This is a genomic window from Holtiella tumoricola (assembly GCF_027857615.1).
Lineage (GTDB): Bacteria > Bacillota > Clostridia > Lachnospirales > Cellulosilyticaceae > Holtiella > Holtiella tumoricola.
The window spans coordinates 1-15,973 of sequence record NZ_JAQIFT010000035.1; the positions used below are offsets into that span (position 1 = coordinate 1).

At 29.7% G+C, this 15,973-nt stretch carries 19 protein-coding genes; 17 read left to right on the forward strand and 2 right to left on the reverse strand.

The window, feature by feature from the left end; genetic code table 11:
* The first annotated feature begins 312 nt into the window (after window positions 1-312).
* The 17 genes from PBV87_RS08045 (at window position 313) to PBV87_RS08125 (ending at window position 14,890) form a co-directional block, all read left to right on the forward strand.
* Window positions 313-975 (forward strand): hypothetical protein, encoded by a 663-nt coding sequence (locus tag PBV87_RS08045; RefSeq protein ID WP_271011814.1) that lies wholly within the window; start codon window positions 313-315, stop codon window positions 973-975.
* 1,406 nt (window positions 976-2,381) lie between these two features.
* On the forward strand, window positions 2,382-2,522 hold the full coding sequence (locus PBV87_RS08050) for a hypothetical protein (protein ID WP_271011815.1): 141 nt from the start codon (window positions 2,382-2,384) through the stop codon (window positions 2,520-2,522).
* A 243-nt stretch (window positions 2,523-2,765) separates the two neighbouring features.
* Entirely contained in the window at window positions 2,766-3,269 is a 504-nt protein-coding gene (locus PBV87_RS08055; protein WP_271011816.1) for a ParB/RepB/Spo0J family partition protein, read from the forward strand.
* A gap of 496 nt (window positions 3,270-3,765) precedes the next feature.
* Window positions 3,766-4,713 (forward strand): hypothetical protein, encoded by a 948-nt coding sequence (locus PBV87_RS08060; RefSeq protein WP_271011817.1) that lies wholly within the window; start codon window positions 3,766-3,768, stop codon window positions 4,711-4,713.
* 736 nt (window positions 4,714-5,449) lie between these two features.
* The gene (locus PBV87_RS08065; RefSeq protein ID WP_271011818.1) at window positions 5,450-5,719 is read left to right on the forward strand and encodes a hypothetical protein; all 270 of its coding nucleotides are present in this window, start codon (window positions 5,450-5,452) and stop codon (window positions 5,717-5,719) included.
* Window positions 5,719-5,937: a hypothetical protein gene (locus tag PBV87_RS08070; RefSeq protein WP_271011819.1), complete on the forward strand. Its 219-nt coding sequence runs from the start codon at window positions 5,719-5,721 to the stop codon at window positions 5,935-5,937. The genes PBV87_RS08065 and PBV87_RS08070 overlap by 1 nt, the downstream gene beginning before the upstream one ends.
* A 207-nt stretch (window positions 5,938-6,144) precedes the next feature.
* Complete coding sequence (locus PBV87_RS08075) at window positions 6,145-6,618, forward strand: hypothetical protein (RefSeq protein ID WP_271011820.1); 474 nt, start codon at window positions 6,145-6,147, stop codon at window positions 6,616-6,618.
* A gap of 73 nt (window positions 6,619-6,691) precedes the next feature.
* Window positions 6,692-7,180, forward strand: a complete 489-nt coding sequence (locus PBV87_RS08080; RefSeq protein WP_271011821.1) for a hypothetical protein — start codon at window positions 6,692-6,694, stop codon at window positions 7,178-7,180.
* A 157-nt stretch (window positions 7,181-7,337) separates the two neighbouring features.
* Window positions 7,338-8,183, forward strand: coding sequence for a hypothetical protein (locus PBV87_RS08085; protein ID WP_271011822.1), 846 nt, complete (start codon window positions 7,338-7,340; stop codon window positions 8,181-8,183).
* 69 nt (window positions 8,184-8,252) lie between these two features.
* Window positions 8,253-8,480 (forward strand): hypothetical protein, encoded by a 228-nt coding sequence (locus tag PBV87_RS08090; protein WP_271011823.1) that lies wholly within the window; start codon window positions 8,253-8,255, stop codon window positions 8,478-8,480.
* Between the two features lie 53 nt (window positions 8,481-8,533).
* Window positions 8,534-8,869 carry a hypothetical protein gene (locus PBV87_RS08095; RefSeq protein ID WP_271011824.1) on the forward strand — a complete coding sequence of 112 codons (336 nt, stop codon included), beginning with the start codon at window positions 8,534-8,536 and terminating at the stop codon, window positions 8,867-8,869.
* 5 nt (window positions 8,870-8,874) lie between these two features.
* Window positions 8,875-10,437: a phage terminase large subunit family protein gene (locus PBV87_RS08100; protein WP_271011825.1), complete on the forward strand. Its 1,563-nt coding sequence runs from the start codon at window positions 8,875-8,877 to the stop codon at window positions 10,435-10,437.
* A 151-nt stretch (window positions 10,438-10,588) separates the two neighbouring features.
* On the forward strand, window positions 10,589-11,884 hold the full coding sequence (locus PBV87_RS08105) for a phage portal protein (RefSeq protein ID WP_271011826.1): 1,296 nt from the start codon (window positions 10,589-10,591) through the stop codon (window positions 11,882-11,884).
* Between the two features lie 703 nt (window positions 11,885-12,587).
* Entirely contained in the window at window positions 12,588-12,797 is a 210-nt protein-coding gene (locus PBV87_RS08110) for a BhlA/UviB family holin-like peptide (protein ID WP_271011827.1), read from the forward strand.
* 65 nt (window positions 12,798-12,862) lie between these two features.
* Window positions 12,863-13,414 carry a hypothetical protein gene (locus tag PBV87_RS08115; protein ID WP_271011828.1) on the forward strand — a complete coding sequence of 184 codons (552 nt, stop codon included), beginning with the start codon at window positions 12,863-12,865 and terminating at the stop codon, window positions 13,412-13,414.
* A 65-nt stretch (window positions 13,415-13,479) separates the two neighbouring features.
* Window positions 13,480-13,830 (forward strand): hypothetical protein, encoded by a 351-nt coding sequence (locus PBV87_RS08120; protein ID WP_271011829.1) that lies wholly within the window; start codon window positions 13,480-13,482, stop codon window positions 13,828-13,830.
* A 4-nt stretch (window positions 13,831-13,834) separates the two neighbouring features.
* Window positions 13,835-14,890, forward strand: coding sequence for an InlB B-repeat-containing protein (locus PBV87_RS08125; RefSeq protein WP_271011830.1), 1,056 nt, complete (start codon window positions 13,835-13,837; stop codon window positions 14,888-14,890).
* Between the two features lie 44 nt (window positions 14,891-14,934).
* Here PBV87_RS08125 and PBV87_RS23005 read toward each other — a convergent pair whose 3' ends face one another.
* Both PBV87_RS23005 and PBV87_RS08130 read right to left on the reverse strand, forming a co-directional pair.
* The gene (locus tag PBV87_RS23005; RefSeq protein WP_334305089.1) at window positions 14,935-15,132 is read right to left on the reverse strand and encodes a tyrosine-type recombinase/integrase; all 198 of its coding nucleotides are present in this window, start codon (window positions 15,130-15,132) and stop codon (window positions 14,935-14,937) included.
* Window positions 15,053-15,847, reverse strand: coding sequence for a tyrosine-type recombinase/integrase (locus tag PBV87_RS08130; protein WP_271011831.1), 795 nt, complete (start codon window positions 15,845-15,847; stop codon window positions 15,053-15,055). Before PBV87_RS08130 ends, PBV87_RS23005 begins: the two co-directional genes overlap by 80 nt.
* Window positions 15,848-15,973 lie beyond the last annotated feature (126 nt).

Consider the following 15,973-nt stretch of genomic DNA (forward strand, 5'->3'; position numbering starts at 1 on the left):
CAAATTCATTTTTATGCCATTTAAACTCTTGTATATCAATGACTTTGTGATTTTTAACGTTTATCTATTACCATTACATTGTGATTATACTACTTATATCTATAACCAGCAAGGTTATAGAAAATACAAATAATAAACACCCCATATAGCATTCATTCGTTGTATGGGGTGTTTTAGTTTAATAATATTATAGAAATTTTAATTTAATAATATTATGAAATATAAAAAAATTTACAGCTATATATTTGATTCAGATAGCAAAGAATAAATTTAGGCTAACTATGTCTAAATTTATTAAGGAGGATAAAGGAAATGATAAATACTAAGGATAGTGAAATATATCTTTATACAGTATCTAATCTATTGATGATAATAGAGGAATTTAACCAAATATATAGAAATGTAGAATATGATGAATTAAGAGAGATTGCAAATTATAGATTCAAGGAATTAGACCTTTCTGTGCGAATAAGTTACCCTTTTAGAAATATGGCTAGTTTTGATTGCAAGACGGAAAAAAATAGAGAAGTTGATATAGTAGTTAGAGATAAGGGGTTAGAAATAGAGGTTAAGTATTTAAGAAATTATAATTCAAAAGCAGGTACATCTAATAGTGCAAATTGGAAGAATACGTTTGAAAAAGACTATAGTTGGATATGTAATAAAATTAAAAGTGGAGAGAAAGGGAAATCTGCATTTATCATTGGATGGTTTAATGCATATGAGAGATTTAGTCAAATAGTTCAATTAGGAACAGGGAAGAGTTCTAGACCATTAATAAACAAAGAAAGAATGAAGATATTTCCTTTTGTAAATGTACAGGAAAATGGAACAAGAGTTGATGAGGTATTTTATATGTACAACAAGGCGTACCAGCCTCTAAATATTAATATTGATGGTTGTGATAGTAGTTGTGTTGACTGCGTATTCTTAGGAAAACCAGAAGATAAGTTTCATTTTGCAATATATTATTAGAATTATGATTTTATAGACCGATCCATCACAATCGGTCTTTTATATTTTGCAATTATGTGAAGTGTGTGGGGAAAGATTTGAGTATAACAAATTTGATTCAAAAAAAGAATTGTGTGATGATTGTTATGGTAAAAAGAGACGTGAAGATGTAAGAATTAATGTAAAAAAAGCACGTAAAAATAGGGTCTGATTACATTATTTTTAACACGAAATCGCATAACCATTGATACATAAGGCTTTCAGATTAAATCGTTAAAAATAAATAATTTGAGATAATAGACTAAAGGGGGCGAACACTTTTTGTATTTTATGTGTAACGAACAACGTTTTCGTCGCCTCTTTTTAAATATTATTAAATCAAAATACTTAATTTTGAGGGATTTTTTTAAAACAACACCAATCAAATCCTTGACAGTACTAGGTTTGAAGAAAATGCTAAAACCTACTATATGGTATATATGAATATAGCAATTATCAATAGTTTTCACTAAAATATGTCCGTCAAAGTGTTGATATTACTAACTTTTATTAAATTATAAATATGAAGAGTGACCTTTAAAATCATACAAAAAAATGCTTAAAAATTCGAGGTTGTTATTTAAAACGTAGCAATATCAATGGTTTGATGCATATCAAAAAGGGGCGTATAGGAGGGAAAAATACCTTTAAAATCATACAAAAAAATGAATTTATGAAATTATTTACTGAATCAAGGAATGATAGGATATGTAGAAAACGATACTACTGGTAGTCTTAAACTATATGGGATACCGTTTAAAATCAACAAAAAACGAAGAAATTCCTAGACACTATTTTTTAAAACATAGTATTATCAATGGTTTGGGGGGTGTTGATAAGGGGCATATAGGAGGGGAAGAGGAAATGTAGAAAGGCGAAGTAACTAATTCTTGTTTCAAACATACCCTCCTATTAAAATTATTAAATCAAACATTCCAGATAACACAAAACTATGTGAAGTGTGTGGTGAAAGATTTGAGTATAACGAGAAAGATAAGAAATCTGTATTGTGTAGGGGTTGTTATGAACAAACTAGACGGGAGTATCTAAGAATAGCAAAACAAAAGTCTAGAAATTTCCTTTAATTTTTTGATTTGTTGACATCATATTTTAATCACAATAGCTACACTCATTGATACACAAGGCTTTAAGGGTAAATCTTTGGAAATAAAAGAATTGCAATAATATCTATCTATGAAGGAGAAGTTTAATGAACTTTTGTCAATAATTTGTATGTTTTTAAGGGTTTTAGGGTGTTAGCAAAATAACAAGACATGCCTTTATCCATTGGTATTACTACATTTCAGGCGTTTTAACTTCGTGTGTAATATGAGGGAAGACACAATTTTTTTGTTTAACGTATTGAATAAAATAGAAAGGAGAAAGCTATGAAACATTGTAAAGTTTGTGATTGTGAGTTTATTCCAGCAAGTAATAGACAAAAATACTGTGCTGAATGTAAAAAACAAGTATTACAAGAACAACGTAAGAAGGCATTAATAAAATATTATAAGAAACTTGATAATTAATGATTGCTAATATTGTTATATGGTTACTACCATTTCCATATAGCATATCATGGAATTGTGTGGGGCAAGGGTGGTTCGATTCCTCAACGTATTAGGTTTAATCCCCACCATTAAAAATCATCTCAATCATTTTAAAGAGGATATCGTGCTGGTATCCTCTATTTTCTATGCCTGAATATAAAAGGATGTTGGATATATCGGCATCTACTAATATTAAATAAAAATAAAAGGAGAGTAACACAAATGCAGGTACAAACTAAATTAATAAAGGTTGATAGTATTATTGTAAATGATAGGATCAGAAAAGAATTAGGTAATATTGAAGCATTAGCTAATAATATTAAAGAAAATGGACTTATTAATCCTATTCTAGTAACAAAAGACTATGAGTTAATCGCTGGTGAAAGACGGTATAGTGCTATTAAATTATTAGGGTGGGAAGAAGTTGAAGTTAGAATTATGACGGTGCATGATGCTTTTCACAAAATAAAATTAGAAATCTCAGAAAATGAATATAGAAAAGATTTTACATTTAGAGAAAAAGTTGAATGGACTAAAATGTTAGAACGTGAATATAAGAAAAAATCAAAAAAAAAATGTCTAATGGTGGAAAAGGTTTTAAGGCATCTGAAAACCTTAATAGTGCCAAATCTATCGCAAAAGAAGTTGGTTTTGGAAGTGCTGATACATACTATAAGGCTAAATTTATCTATGAAAATGCTGATGACGATACTCTTGATAACTTAGACGAAGGTAAAGCTACTATTAACAGAGTTTATAAAAAACTTAAAGCAAAAGATAATCCAAAGGAGAAATCTACAAGTAATCAATCTATGGAACATGATGTTAAAGAGGGTTATCACAAAAGTATAGTAAATGAAAATTCAGACCTGAAATTAAAGATTAAACAGTTAGAACGCGAGAATAATAACTTAAAGTTTAAATACGATAATGATGTAAAATACTACAAGCAGATGTATGAGAATGAAAAAAATATATGTGAAATTTATAAGAGTATTGCCAAAGGTGGTACTACTGGAAGTGCAAGACTTGATAAAACTGAATATAGAAAACTATGTAAAGTATGCCATCCAGACAATGGTGGTTCAGAAGAATTAATGAGTATCATAAGTAAATTATATCAAAAATAGACACTTTTTAACTAAGGATACAATAGGCTAACACCTATTAGTTATGAAGTGTCTTTTATTATACAAAAAAATAAAAATGGAGAGTGGTAAGAATGAATGAAATAAGAACAAGCTTACCAACAGAATCTAAAAGGGGTTCGTATAAGGCTAATAAGTTTTTAATTGATGAAAATGGAAAATTATTAGGCGTTGGCTATGAAAATGATAAAATAAAAATTGAATCCCCAAAGGATAGGAGTTATGAACAGTTAGAAAAATCCAATAAGAAAAAAGAGAATAGAAGTATTGTAAGCGAATATGTTACGAATTTAATAGATAGCAACTTCTATTTCTACTTCTATAACGAAGGGTTAGATAGTATTGACACCAAAGAAATTTATAAGCTTAGATTTTTATATTTATGTACATATGCAGGGTATTACGACAAAAAGAATGGTGGGGCATACATAGGTCATAGGAACGGCAATAGGTTTGATAAGAAAAAAGTAAAACAGTTACTTGGAGTATCAGAAAATAAAGCAAATGATACCATTAAAGAATTATTAAAAGTTGAATTACTTATTGAAGATAAAGAAGGATTTAAAGTTAATAGCAAGTATGTAAAAAGAGGTAACTTGACCAGTAAAGAGAAAAAGAAACAATTCACTAGAGTATTTAATAATGGGCTTAGAGAATTATATAACAACTGCAAACCAACACAACATGGTCAACTATATTATTTGTTTAAAATGTTGCCATACGTGAATACGAAATTTAACGCTATCTGCCAGAATCCAAACGAAACAATAGATGAAAAGGTCATACCATTAAAGCTATCAGAAATATGTGAGGTTACTAATTATGATGTATCTAAGGCAAAAAGATTTGAGAAAGAAATGCTTAAACTAGAAGTATTTGGACAATATGCATTAGCTATTGTGATAAATGGTTCTGGTACTTGCTATAAGATTAATCCTCAAATAATGTATGCTGGTAACACTGTTGAAGATACCGAAGCATTGAATGAGTTATTGACATTTGATTTTAAGGCAAAAAAATAACTCGACATAAACGGTGAATTTATGGTAAAAACCTCGACATAAACGGTGAAATGATAAATCCATGTAACCATTGATACACAAAGGATAGAGTGCATTTTTGGACATCCTATACCTATATATATCTTATTATTTTATATAATTAGCCTATTTTATAATAGTATAGTATCATATACATATGTTATAGTCAATAAAAAATGTATAAAATAAAAAAGTAACAAATTCTCCCCTTGCTAGGGGAACAAGTGTAGCGTAGTGGAACTTGGTAAGGGGTAGATTAATTATTATAAGTGGGATTGGGAAAGAATGTTTCGGTTACACCTACACATTTTTGCATTTCCCTCCCACACCCAACCCTTTGCACACTTGTTGATTACTTTTAAGTGTTAGGCATTAAAGTGTTTACTATATAGTGCGAATATGCAAGGTGTATTATAAATATGTGTTATAGAAATATGGAATAGCATGAAAAAAGGTAGAGAATATACTAGCAAATACCCTATGAAAAACCTATGAAAAACCATGAAAATAAGTATAGTTTTAAGTATTGATATATATATGTTTGCTGACGCTTTATTATATATCATACCGCATTTTAATAGCGACATAGAAAACTGAACTAAATTATATAGGTTGTACAAAAATGAATATATTTACATTTATGCAATACGGATTATGAAAGGTTTTAAGAAATCAGATAACCTTTATAATAAATAAAAATTAATAGGAGTGATGTAAAATGTTTAAGTTTATTAATGAAATTAAAAAAATCAAAGAAGAAAAAGAAAAATTTGATATGTTTATTGCAGAAAATAAAGCTTTTAATAAGAAGATGCATGATGAAATGATAAACGTTCTATGTGAAAATGCTTATACGATGGGTATGGCTAGAATTGAAATTGACTTTGAAAAGGATTTATATAAGAATATGACCGATTTAGAACGTCTTAGAATTATGACAGCACATACACAAGGTAAACTAGAATATAGAATGGAGAGTGGTAAATAATGAATAACAATATTCGTAGAACATATAGTTTAAATCTTATTGCATGGCTTAGAAGTCATAACATACATGTTCAAACATATAAAGATAATCATAAAATTTTTGGCATATATGAAGAAACAAATATTACTGTATTATTAAAAGAACTCTATAGAGAAGATGAACAATTACATAGATTTCTAAATGAATTTAAGAAGCTGAAACAAACCAAAGTAGAATAGGATAGTATTTGTACATATCAAAGGAGATATGTACTTTTTTATTGGATAAAAATAAGAAGATGCTATTCCTATTCTCAATAAAGAGAAAAGGATATAGATGATAAGGAAAAGATTGACAGTTTAAGGTTACATGAAAGCAATATGTGAAACGTAACAGACATTATAAGGAATAGTTGTATTGCCCTAAATAATATGGGGTTGATACACATGAGTTACAATTTTGAAGAAGATTTAAAGAAAGCTGAAGTAAGTGAAGTTAAGTTTTACGAAAAGGCTAAGACGTATAGCAAATACATAGTACAAGATGTTAGACATGAAAAGGTATATCAAGAAATAGATGTTGATTTTGTAATGATTAAGAAAGAAACAGGTGAAAAAATTAATATAGAAATTAAATCTGATGATGGTATAGCCAAGTACGGAAACATCTTATTAGAAGAAATTAGTAACAGATACATAGATTCTGATGGTTGGTGGAGAAAAACTAAAGCTGATTGGTTATTGTTCTATATGCCACAGAAAGGCTATTATTACAAGATCAAAGTAAAAGATATTAAAGACTATCTACTTATAGGACAATATCAAACTAAGAATGTATTTAATAGTATATGCAAATTATTTAACATTGATAAGTTTTGCAAATGGAAGGGTATCGAAAAAGATAGCCTTATTTTTATGTAATAAATTAAATTGTGGCTTAGTGGATGCAACTTATTAAGGGGTATAAGCTAATACACATGAAAGGATGATAATAATGAAATTAGAGAATTTACAAGGATTTAATGAAGAACAATTAGAAATGGTTAAAAAATTACTTCAATCCGAAACAGACAGGATTAGGACTGAATATAGTACAAAAATTAAGGATTTGGAACAATATAAACCTAAAGAAAAATCACAGGCTGAAATTGATTTAGAAAATAGATTAAAGGTATTAGAAGATAAGGAAAGGGAAATTGCCAATAAAGAACGTCAATCACGACTACACGCTAAATTAGGTGAAAAGGGTTTATCAGCAGAACTTAGTAAATATTTAAGGTTTGATGATGAAAACTTTGATACACAAGTAGAGGAATTTGCTAGTGTAATGAACAAGACGTTATTAGATAGCAGCTATAAGCCTTCTAATCACAAGTCTAATAAGGATGCTATTACGAAGGAACAGTTTTCAGGTATGGGTTATATGGAACGTGCTAAGTTACAAGAAACAAATCCTACTTTATATACGAAATTAAGTGAATAAAGGTTTTTTGTTATCTGAAAACCTTAAAGGTATCACAAGGGCGTGTAAAATTTGCATGCCTTTTTTATATACAACAAATTAAAAATTACAATAAATTCTCCTCTTTAGGTAGAGTAGAGATGCCACAGATTTGTGGAACGAAAGGAAATGATAGATTATGGCAAACACATTATTAAAATCAGAAGTAATTACACAAATGATTAATGAACAAATGAAAGGTAAAGAAAAGCTTATGGCTTTAGCGGGTGATATGGGAAACCTTCCTAATGGTGTACAGGCTGGTGATACTTTTTCTATTGTTAAAGTAGCACATCTAGGTGAAATGGTAGACTTAGTCAAAGGTCAATCTATTGCACTTGAAGATTTACAAACAACTAAATCAACCGAAACAATCGAACATAAAGCAAAAGGTTTCCAACTTTATGATATTGAGAGAGAAACTACTATTGGTGGTAAATCTATCCTTGATAAGAAAATTGAAGATATGGCTGATATTCGTGTTCGTGCTATTGAAAAATCTTTAGGTGATAAATTAGTAAAAGCCCCACTTAAATATGCTGTTGCTGATGCTAGTGTAGTGACTGCTATTGAAATTAATACTGCTTTACAAACTGCTTTCGGTGATGCACAAGATACAGATGAATTTGCTGGTATCGTTGTAAATAGTAGAGTAGCTACAGGTTTCTATGCTATGCCTGAATTTGTTAAAGCTGACTTTACATTCACAAAAGATGGTAATGGAGTTGTTCGAGGTGGTGTTATCGGTACATTTAGAGGTATTCCTGTAATTATGTCTGATGTAACTACATATGACACTTCTAAATCAGAGTGTATTACATATATCATCAAAAAAGGTGCTTTAGGTTACAAAAAAGTTGCTGGTGAAGTTGAAATTTCAAGAGTAGCAAGTAAAAAGTGTGATGAAGTATATGATGACTTAATGTTTGTAACTGGTGTTATTGATGATACTGGTGTAGTAGTTATTAGAAAAACTATTGCATAAATAAATCTTTAACAAAGGAGGGGTGTACTAGATAGTGCATCTCTCTACTTTTATTTAGGTGGTGATTTAATGTTGATTATAGCAATGAATGATTTAAGAGAATATCGGCTTAGATATGGTGTTTCTCAGAGTGCTATTGCTAACCAAATATCAAGTAAAAATGGTGAAAAGGTATCTAGGCAATATATAAATCAAGTTGAATTGGGAATAGGTAGAAACTCTAGTGCAAGTGAAGAATTTAAAAAGAAATATTTACAAGCATTATATGAGATAGTACAGGCACGACAAGAGAAATAATCTTTTGTTGTGTCTATTTTTATAAAGTAGATAGAATAAAAGGGGTTGATTTTTTGAAGCGTTCCGATATTATAAAAAATTTTATTGAGTTTTATACGAAAACGGATAGAAGTGAAAACATCTTTAATGAAAAGTATAAGAGAAAAGTGGGTATAGGGTATGAAACGTTTGTGGCATATACAAACGATATAGACGTTCAAAACCAATTAAAAGATAAATATAAAGACAATAGTATTATTGATATGCTAGAGGTCTACCAATCACACCTAGAAAAAGCTAAAAAAGGTGATGTAAATAGTGCTAAATTTTGCATGGACTTCTTTAAATCAGATATGTTTGCTGATAGTAAGTCAGAGGTAGACAAAATTTTGGAAACCTTAAAGGGGTGATGACTATGAATAAAGATAAATTATTTCTTAAAGTATGGTCTGATCCAAAGCTATTTTCTAAGAATTTTATTAAGATTGTCAATAAAGCAGGTGAAGTAGTACCTTTTGAGTGGAATGAACCACAATGTTATTTGTGGAATAACTTAGACAAATATAATGTAATAGGCAAATCAAGACAAGGTGGGATTTCTACATGGGTAATGTCTTTGTGTATATGGAAAGCTATTACGCAACCCTATACAACAAGTGTACTGTATTCTCATAATGATGAAAGTACAAGGAATAACTGGGGTAAATTAAAACAAATGTTTGATAGTGTACCTGATTGTCTTAAACCTAAACTTGAACGTAACAATAGAATGGAGATACTTCTTGCGAATGGTAGTAGTATTTCTTGTGCGTGTTTAGGTCGTAAAGAAAAAGGTAGGGGTGCATCCATTACAGGATTTGTATGGCTATCAGAACTTGCCTTTGTAGATAATGAGACTGCACAAAAACAATTAACTGCTATTACACAAGGTTTATCAGCTAGTGGAAAGTTAATTATAGAAAGTACGTCAAATGGTTATTCATACCATGCAAATATTTATATGGGTGCTAGAAACAAAGAAAATGTATATAAGCCTTTCTTTTTCTCATATCCTGACTTTGCTAGTATGTTTCAAGATGAATATAGCCAATACTGGGAAATCTTTAGGAATACAAATGGACACTATTTTAGTGATGAAGATAAAACGGATGAAGAAATTGCACTACAGGAACAGGACAATAGAATTGACTTGAAAATGTTATGTTGGAGAAGGTTGAAAATTGCAACTATGGGTAAAGATGACTTTAGCCAAGAATTTCCTTTAACTTTTGAAGAAAGTCTTTTAACTACTGGTACTACTGTATTTGATAAACAGATTATAGCTAACAATAAAGTAAGACTTAAAGAGGTTAAGCCACTTCAAAAGGGTACTGTTGTAAATCTTAACCATATACTTCAAGGGTATTTAGGAAAGTCATTGTTCTTTTATGAAAAGCCTACACAGGGACATAACTATATAATTTCTTGTGACTGTTCAGAGGGTATTAAAAAAGATTATCATGTGGCGATTGTGATTGATGCAGATACCAAAAAGGAAGTTGCTATGTTTAGAAATAATGCTATAAGACCAGATGCTTTTGCTGATGTAATTAATGTGCTAGGGAGAATGTATAACAATGCTTATTGTGTAGTAGAACTTGCAAGTGCTGGTCACACAGTTATAGAGAAACTTTACTATAAATTAAAGTATTATAATATGCACAGGCATACAACCTATGATAACTATGGAAAGTCAGTACAAAAATTGGGATTTGATACTAACGTAAAGACCAAATCAATGGTTATTGCAACATGTAGAGAATACTTTGAAAAAGGGGTTATTCAGATCAATAGTGAAATTATACTTGATGAGATGTTGACGTATACCTGTGAAGATGGAAAGTATAATGCCAAGAAAGGGTGTCATGATGATACAGTAATGGCATTAGCAATAGCTTGTGAAGTTATGAAGCGACCTATTAAACGTAAAATTATGTAATGAAAATTTATATTAGATTATGTTATTTGATATTAAATTTCATTATAAATCTAAGAAAGTATAGAAATATATAGGAAATCTTATAGTGGATTATATTAAATTGCATTAGTTTATATAGAAAAGTATAGAGAAGTATAGAAAGGGTGATGTAATGCAGACATTAGAACAGTATATTAATAATAAGTATTATGATAATGTATCTGAATGGTTTACGGAGGAAGTTAAGAAATCAGAACATATAAATAATGTGTCTAAGGTACTTAATAATAAGGATTATCTTAAAGGCATACATAAGGTATTGAATAGAGAAGACATGACATATAAAGGTGAAACTTATAATACAAGAAAAACTGTATTTCAGACAGCTAAAGCTATTATAAATTTCTTTAATGGATACATATTAGCTAAACCAATTAGTCTAGGTGGTAGTAATGAAAAGATGGTTAAAGAATACAACCAGGTGTATCGTTTAGGTGGGTATGATAAGTTAAACCATGATATATTAGATAGGTTACTGAAGTTAGGTTGCACGTATGAATATGTTTATTATGATGGCAGCAGGATTAAATCTAAACTTATAGCAAGTGAAGATGGATATCCTGTTTATAGTGAAGACACTGGAGAATACATTGGATTTGTGGAGTATTATACAAGTGATAGCAACAAGGTAAGCTATTGGAACGTATACCATCCTAATAAGGTAGAACAGTATTCTGATGAAGGTGGTCATATCCATATGGTAGATACAAAGGCGTCATTTGGATTACCGATTGTATATGAAAATAAAGAAAACATAAGTGATTATAATATAACTGTATTGGACGATATTATGCCATTGCTAGATGAGTTTGAAGATTTTATAAGTAAGTTAGGAGATAGTTTATATACTAACAGTATTAATCCAATCCTTACTCTTACTGGTGCTATGTTGGAAATGCCAAAAGGTGTTAGTGCTGATGCTTGTGGCTTTATGTTCAATTTAGATAATGGATGTGAAATGAAGTATGTTACAGCTAGTATTGATTATAATAGTGTGAAGTTATACTTAGATAATCTTAAACAGATGATGTATGATATTGCAGAAGTACCTAGCATTATATTTGGTCAAAGTAACGTAGCGAATGTATCAGAAACAAGTATTAAGATGATGTATAGTAAAGCTAACAATAAAGCATCATGGTATAGATATGTACTAGAAGAAGGATTTAATCAAAGGCATGAAATTATTAAGAAAATACTACTATTACAAGGTGTATCATATAATGCAGGTGAGTATATTAATATTGAATTTAATTATAGCATTCCTATGGCAGATACAGATGTAGTTAATAACCTTAGTAAACAATATAATGATGGTGCAATGGACAAACAGACGTATATAGAATTAAGTCCATTAACTAAGAATGTTGACAGTGTGATGGTAAGACTAGAAGGGGTACACAAATAGTGTGTATCCTTTACTTTAGTGTGATGGAGTATGTCAATGTGTTTTGAATAGAGTATGGAAAGATTGTATTCAAATTTATACACTATATGTAAGTACATATAGTCAGAAAAGGAGATTGCCAGATCAGTAGAGGTTAGAACATTAGACTACTATAATTTAACCGCATGATGATGTAGAGTATAACCCTATAATGTTCGGATAATATAGTAGAGTTAGAGATGGATTTATCCTTAACAGGCGTACAAATAGAGTAAAATATGGTTAATTTATGAAAGTTGGCAGTAAAACTTTGCTTTTATAAGTCTATATAATAGTAGTGAATATCGAAAAAGCTAGTAATATCAATGGTTTCAGACATTATATAGATTAAAGTATACTGTTCTCAAAATTAATGTTTCACGAATAGTTGATGCATTCTTACAGTGTATAATATACCATTATAGTATGTAAGAAAGGTATAATCCGAACATTAAATATACATTCCCCCTTTTCATAAAATATGTTTATAGTAGTCATAAAAACTACCCACATAAAAAATAGGTGTGAAATAGGTGTGAAATAGGTGCAGAATAGGTAGTAAATAGGTGTGATTTAGGTATGAAACAATTACTATATTTAAACATCTACGATAAAAGTAGGTGTTTTTATTATGTAAAACAGACAAAGATAGGGTGATAACAGTGATTTAAGGTAGGTGAGATAGATGGATATAATAGCACTTCTTACTACTATTTTTTCAGAACAAGGATTTGTATATGCTTTGTTTACTGGAATGCTAGTATGGGTATTTAAGAAGAATGATGAACGCGAAAAAAGATATATAAATACTATAGATAATTTGACAGTTAACGTATCGAATAAGATTAATGTTATCGAAGATGATATATCTGAAATTAAACAATTAATAAAATGAGTTTGAATTTTTTGTCAGACTATGTATAATAAAAGAAAATGTACATAGGAAGAAGGGGTATTAGAATGGATTTTGAATTAGAAGAACTAATTAATAAATTTAAGGTTAGAAGAGAAGAATATGTAAGAATTAGTGAAAACATATATAGGCCGTTACAACTAAGAAAGATTGAACAAGAATTACAGTTATTTTTAGAAGGTAAAGAATTTACAACGGAAAATAACGTAGTAATATACTTTGATAAATGGAAATTAGTACATGATGGTAGGTTTATTAATTTTTCTAATGTTAAGACATTAAGGGCTATAGGGGCGTGTTTAGAGTGTGCTGGAGATGGACAAAGTAATGATAGTTATTGTGTGTCATTAAATAGAAATGATGCTATATTCCTCGATTCAACAACTTTTGAATATGATTTAGCTAGACTTCGCGATAAGAGAGATGAATTAATTGAGGCATTAAAGGTAAGAATTTTACATTTTGAAAGAACTATAGAATATATTAATAACCACAGGGAAATAGCTGATTATACGTGGGAGTATTGGTGCAATAATCCTTCTAAAGAATTCAAGTCTATAGCTGATTTTTTTGAGTTTGCAAATGAAATAGTTGGGTAATAATTAGGGTGCGATATTATGTCGTGCCCTTTTTAATACCATAAATTAAATAGAAAGGTGGAGTTATGATGACCACGTTAGAAAGATTAAAGTTAGAATTAGCCAATAAGCAATATTTTTCAGATGAACAATATACAACCTTATTATCTGAAAACGGACTTAGTGCTACTGATCTGTATAGTAAAGCTACAATGCAACGAAATTTATTGCTTACAGTATTAGATATATTAAATATGGTAACGAATGATATAGACATATTTAGAAAGTTAGAAGATAATGCTACGGGGTTTAGTCAATCAAGTGCATACAAACTATTAGCAGAACGTATTAAGGTTTTAAAGGAACGCATAGAAGGTATACCATTGCCACAAGAAGAATTGTCTGATGTCCATTTGATATTTACTAGAAGAAGGTGATTAGATGAATAGCAGATTAGATTTGTTCAACAACCAACTAGAAAAGAATGGAGTAGATGCTACAGTTAATAATTGTCACACAAGAGTATTGGTAAAGGATATTGATAATAAAGGATTGATTCAAACTAAACATATTCATATTCCTTTACATATAACTCTGTCAATAGGCGATACAATCACAATAGGATACAGTAAGTATATGGTGCTTAATATTAATACAAATGATTGTTTTAATGAAGTAGTAGTACAGGAAATGTATCATTTGATAAAAGTTCAGTATTCATGGCTATCTTTAATGCAGCTAGATGTTATTATACAAGGAATTAGTCAAACTGTAGTAGATAGTAACCTTATTTCATATGATGATACATCTGTATATGTGTTGATAAAAAAGGATGATACCACTTCACAAATTAAAAAGGGTACTCGTTTCTTTTTATTTGATATACCTTATAAAATACAAACTGTAACATGGGAAAATAGCAGAATTATGAAGTGTAGATGCAATATAGACCTTATATCTCCCAGCGACGATGTAGCTAATCAGATAGCAGACAATAGTCATATGATACCACCTACTATTAAGTATGTGATTAATGCTAGTGCAGGTGCTAATGGAGTGATTACTCCCAATGGGGATATAGAAGTAGAAAAAGGGAAAGTACAAACTTTCACAATTACTCCTAATAGTGGCTATGAAGTAGATACTATATTAGTAGATGGGGAAAATATCCTTCTAAATGAAAATAGATATACTTTTGAGAATGTACAAGATAATCATACAATAAGTGCTACATTTAAAGAGGTGCCAATACCTACAGGAACAATCGAGGGAGAAAGTAAGATGTACTTAGGATGGGAGGAAAGTTATACTTTGACAGGAGTTGTAAATCCTACTACCGCGTGGTCAGTAGATAATAGTTACGTAAAAATTATATCTTCTACAAATACAACTTGTACCTTAATATGTGAAAGTTCAAGTCAAGCAAATAAGACCTTTACTTTATCAGCTGATGTAAAAGGGGTAGTAGTTACAAAATCAATACAATTGGTATTATAAGATATAGGATAAGGAGTGTCAGATCGGCACTCCCTATGAATACATTACATTTTCAATTTTATTCCTTTGCGTTTTGCATTATCTAAAGTACAAAAATCATCAAAGTTTTGTTGTAAATCTTCACTGGTAATATGCAGATACATACGTGTTGTTTCTATGCTACTATGACCTAAAATTTGTTGGAGAAAAGCTATATTGCCACCATTGCGTAAGTAGTTTATAGCAAATGTATGTCTGAACAAATGGACACTTGTTTTTGATACCCCCCCTTTTTAGGTTATAATCCCTTATCGTTTGCTTGAGACCTTCTCTTGTAAGTTGTTCTCCATATAGTGACATAAACAAATAGCTTTCCATCTCATGGTCAAATAATGATAGGTAATGTTTTAATGTTTGCTTTAGCGTAGTGGATAGTGGCACATGATACTTTTTGCCTGTTTTGGTTGTATCTAAGTATATAGTACCTTGATTAAAGTCAATATCTTTGATTTTCAAATTTAGAAGTGTTCTGCATCTTATACCTGTGCCTAAAAAGGTCGATACAATAGCATGATTCCTCCATTGTGTATAAGAATTTATCGTTGGTTTCTTTAAAAGTAGTTGTATTTCATCTTCTGTGTAAGGCGTTTTAATAGAGTTTTCAGCCTTTATAGTTGGTATTACTACGTCTACATTACAATATGAGAGAAAAGCCTTTAATGATTTAATTCTAGTACGTATAGATGTATTATTATTACCTCTGGCACGTAAATATAAAATAAATTTATCTATATCGCTAGATGTAACATTATCAATATTTTTATTGATTACTTCATTAAAAAGTTTAGAAGTATGTTCATAATTATATAGTGTGCTTTGGCTAAGTCCTCTTACTTTACAATTTGTAATAAATGATTCTATCATTTGACTTGTATTTGATGATGATAGTTGTTTAAGTTGAATGGATTTCTTTGGCATTTTCATAACCTCTTTTTCTATAGATTTAGTGGTTATGGTAATAGATTGAGTATTTATTTGTTACCATTACGTTATGGATATAACTAAAAAACTTTTACCATTACGATAAATTCTTATTTATATCCA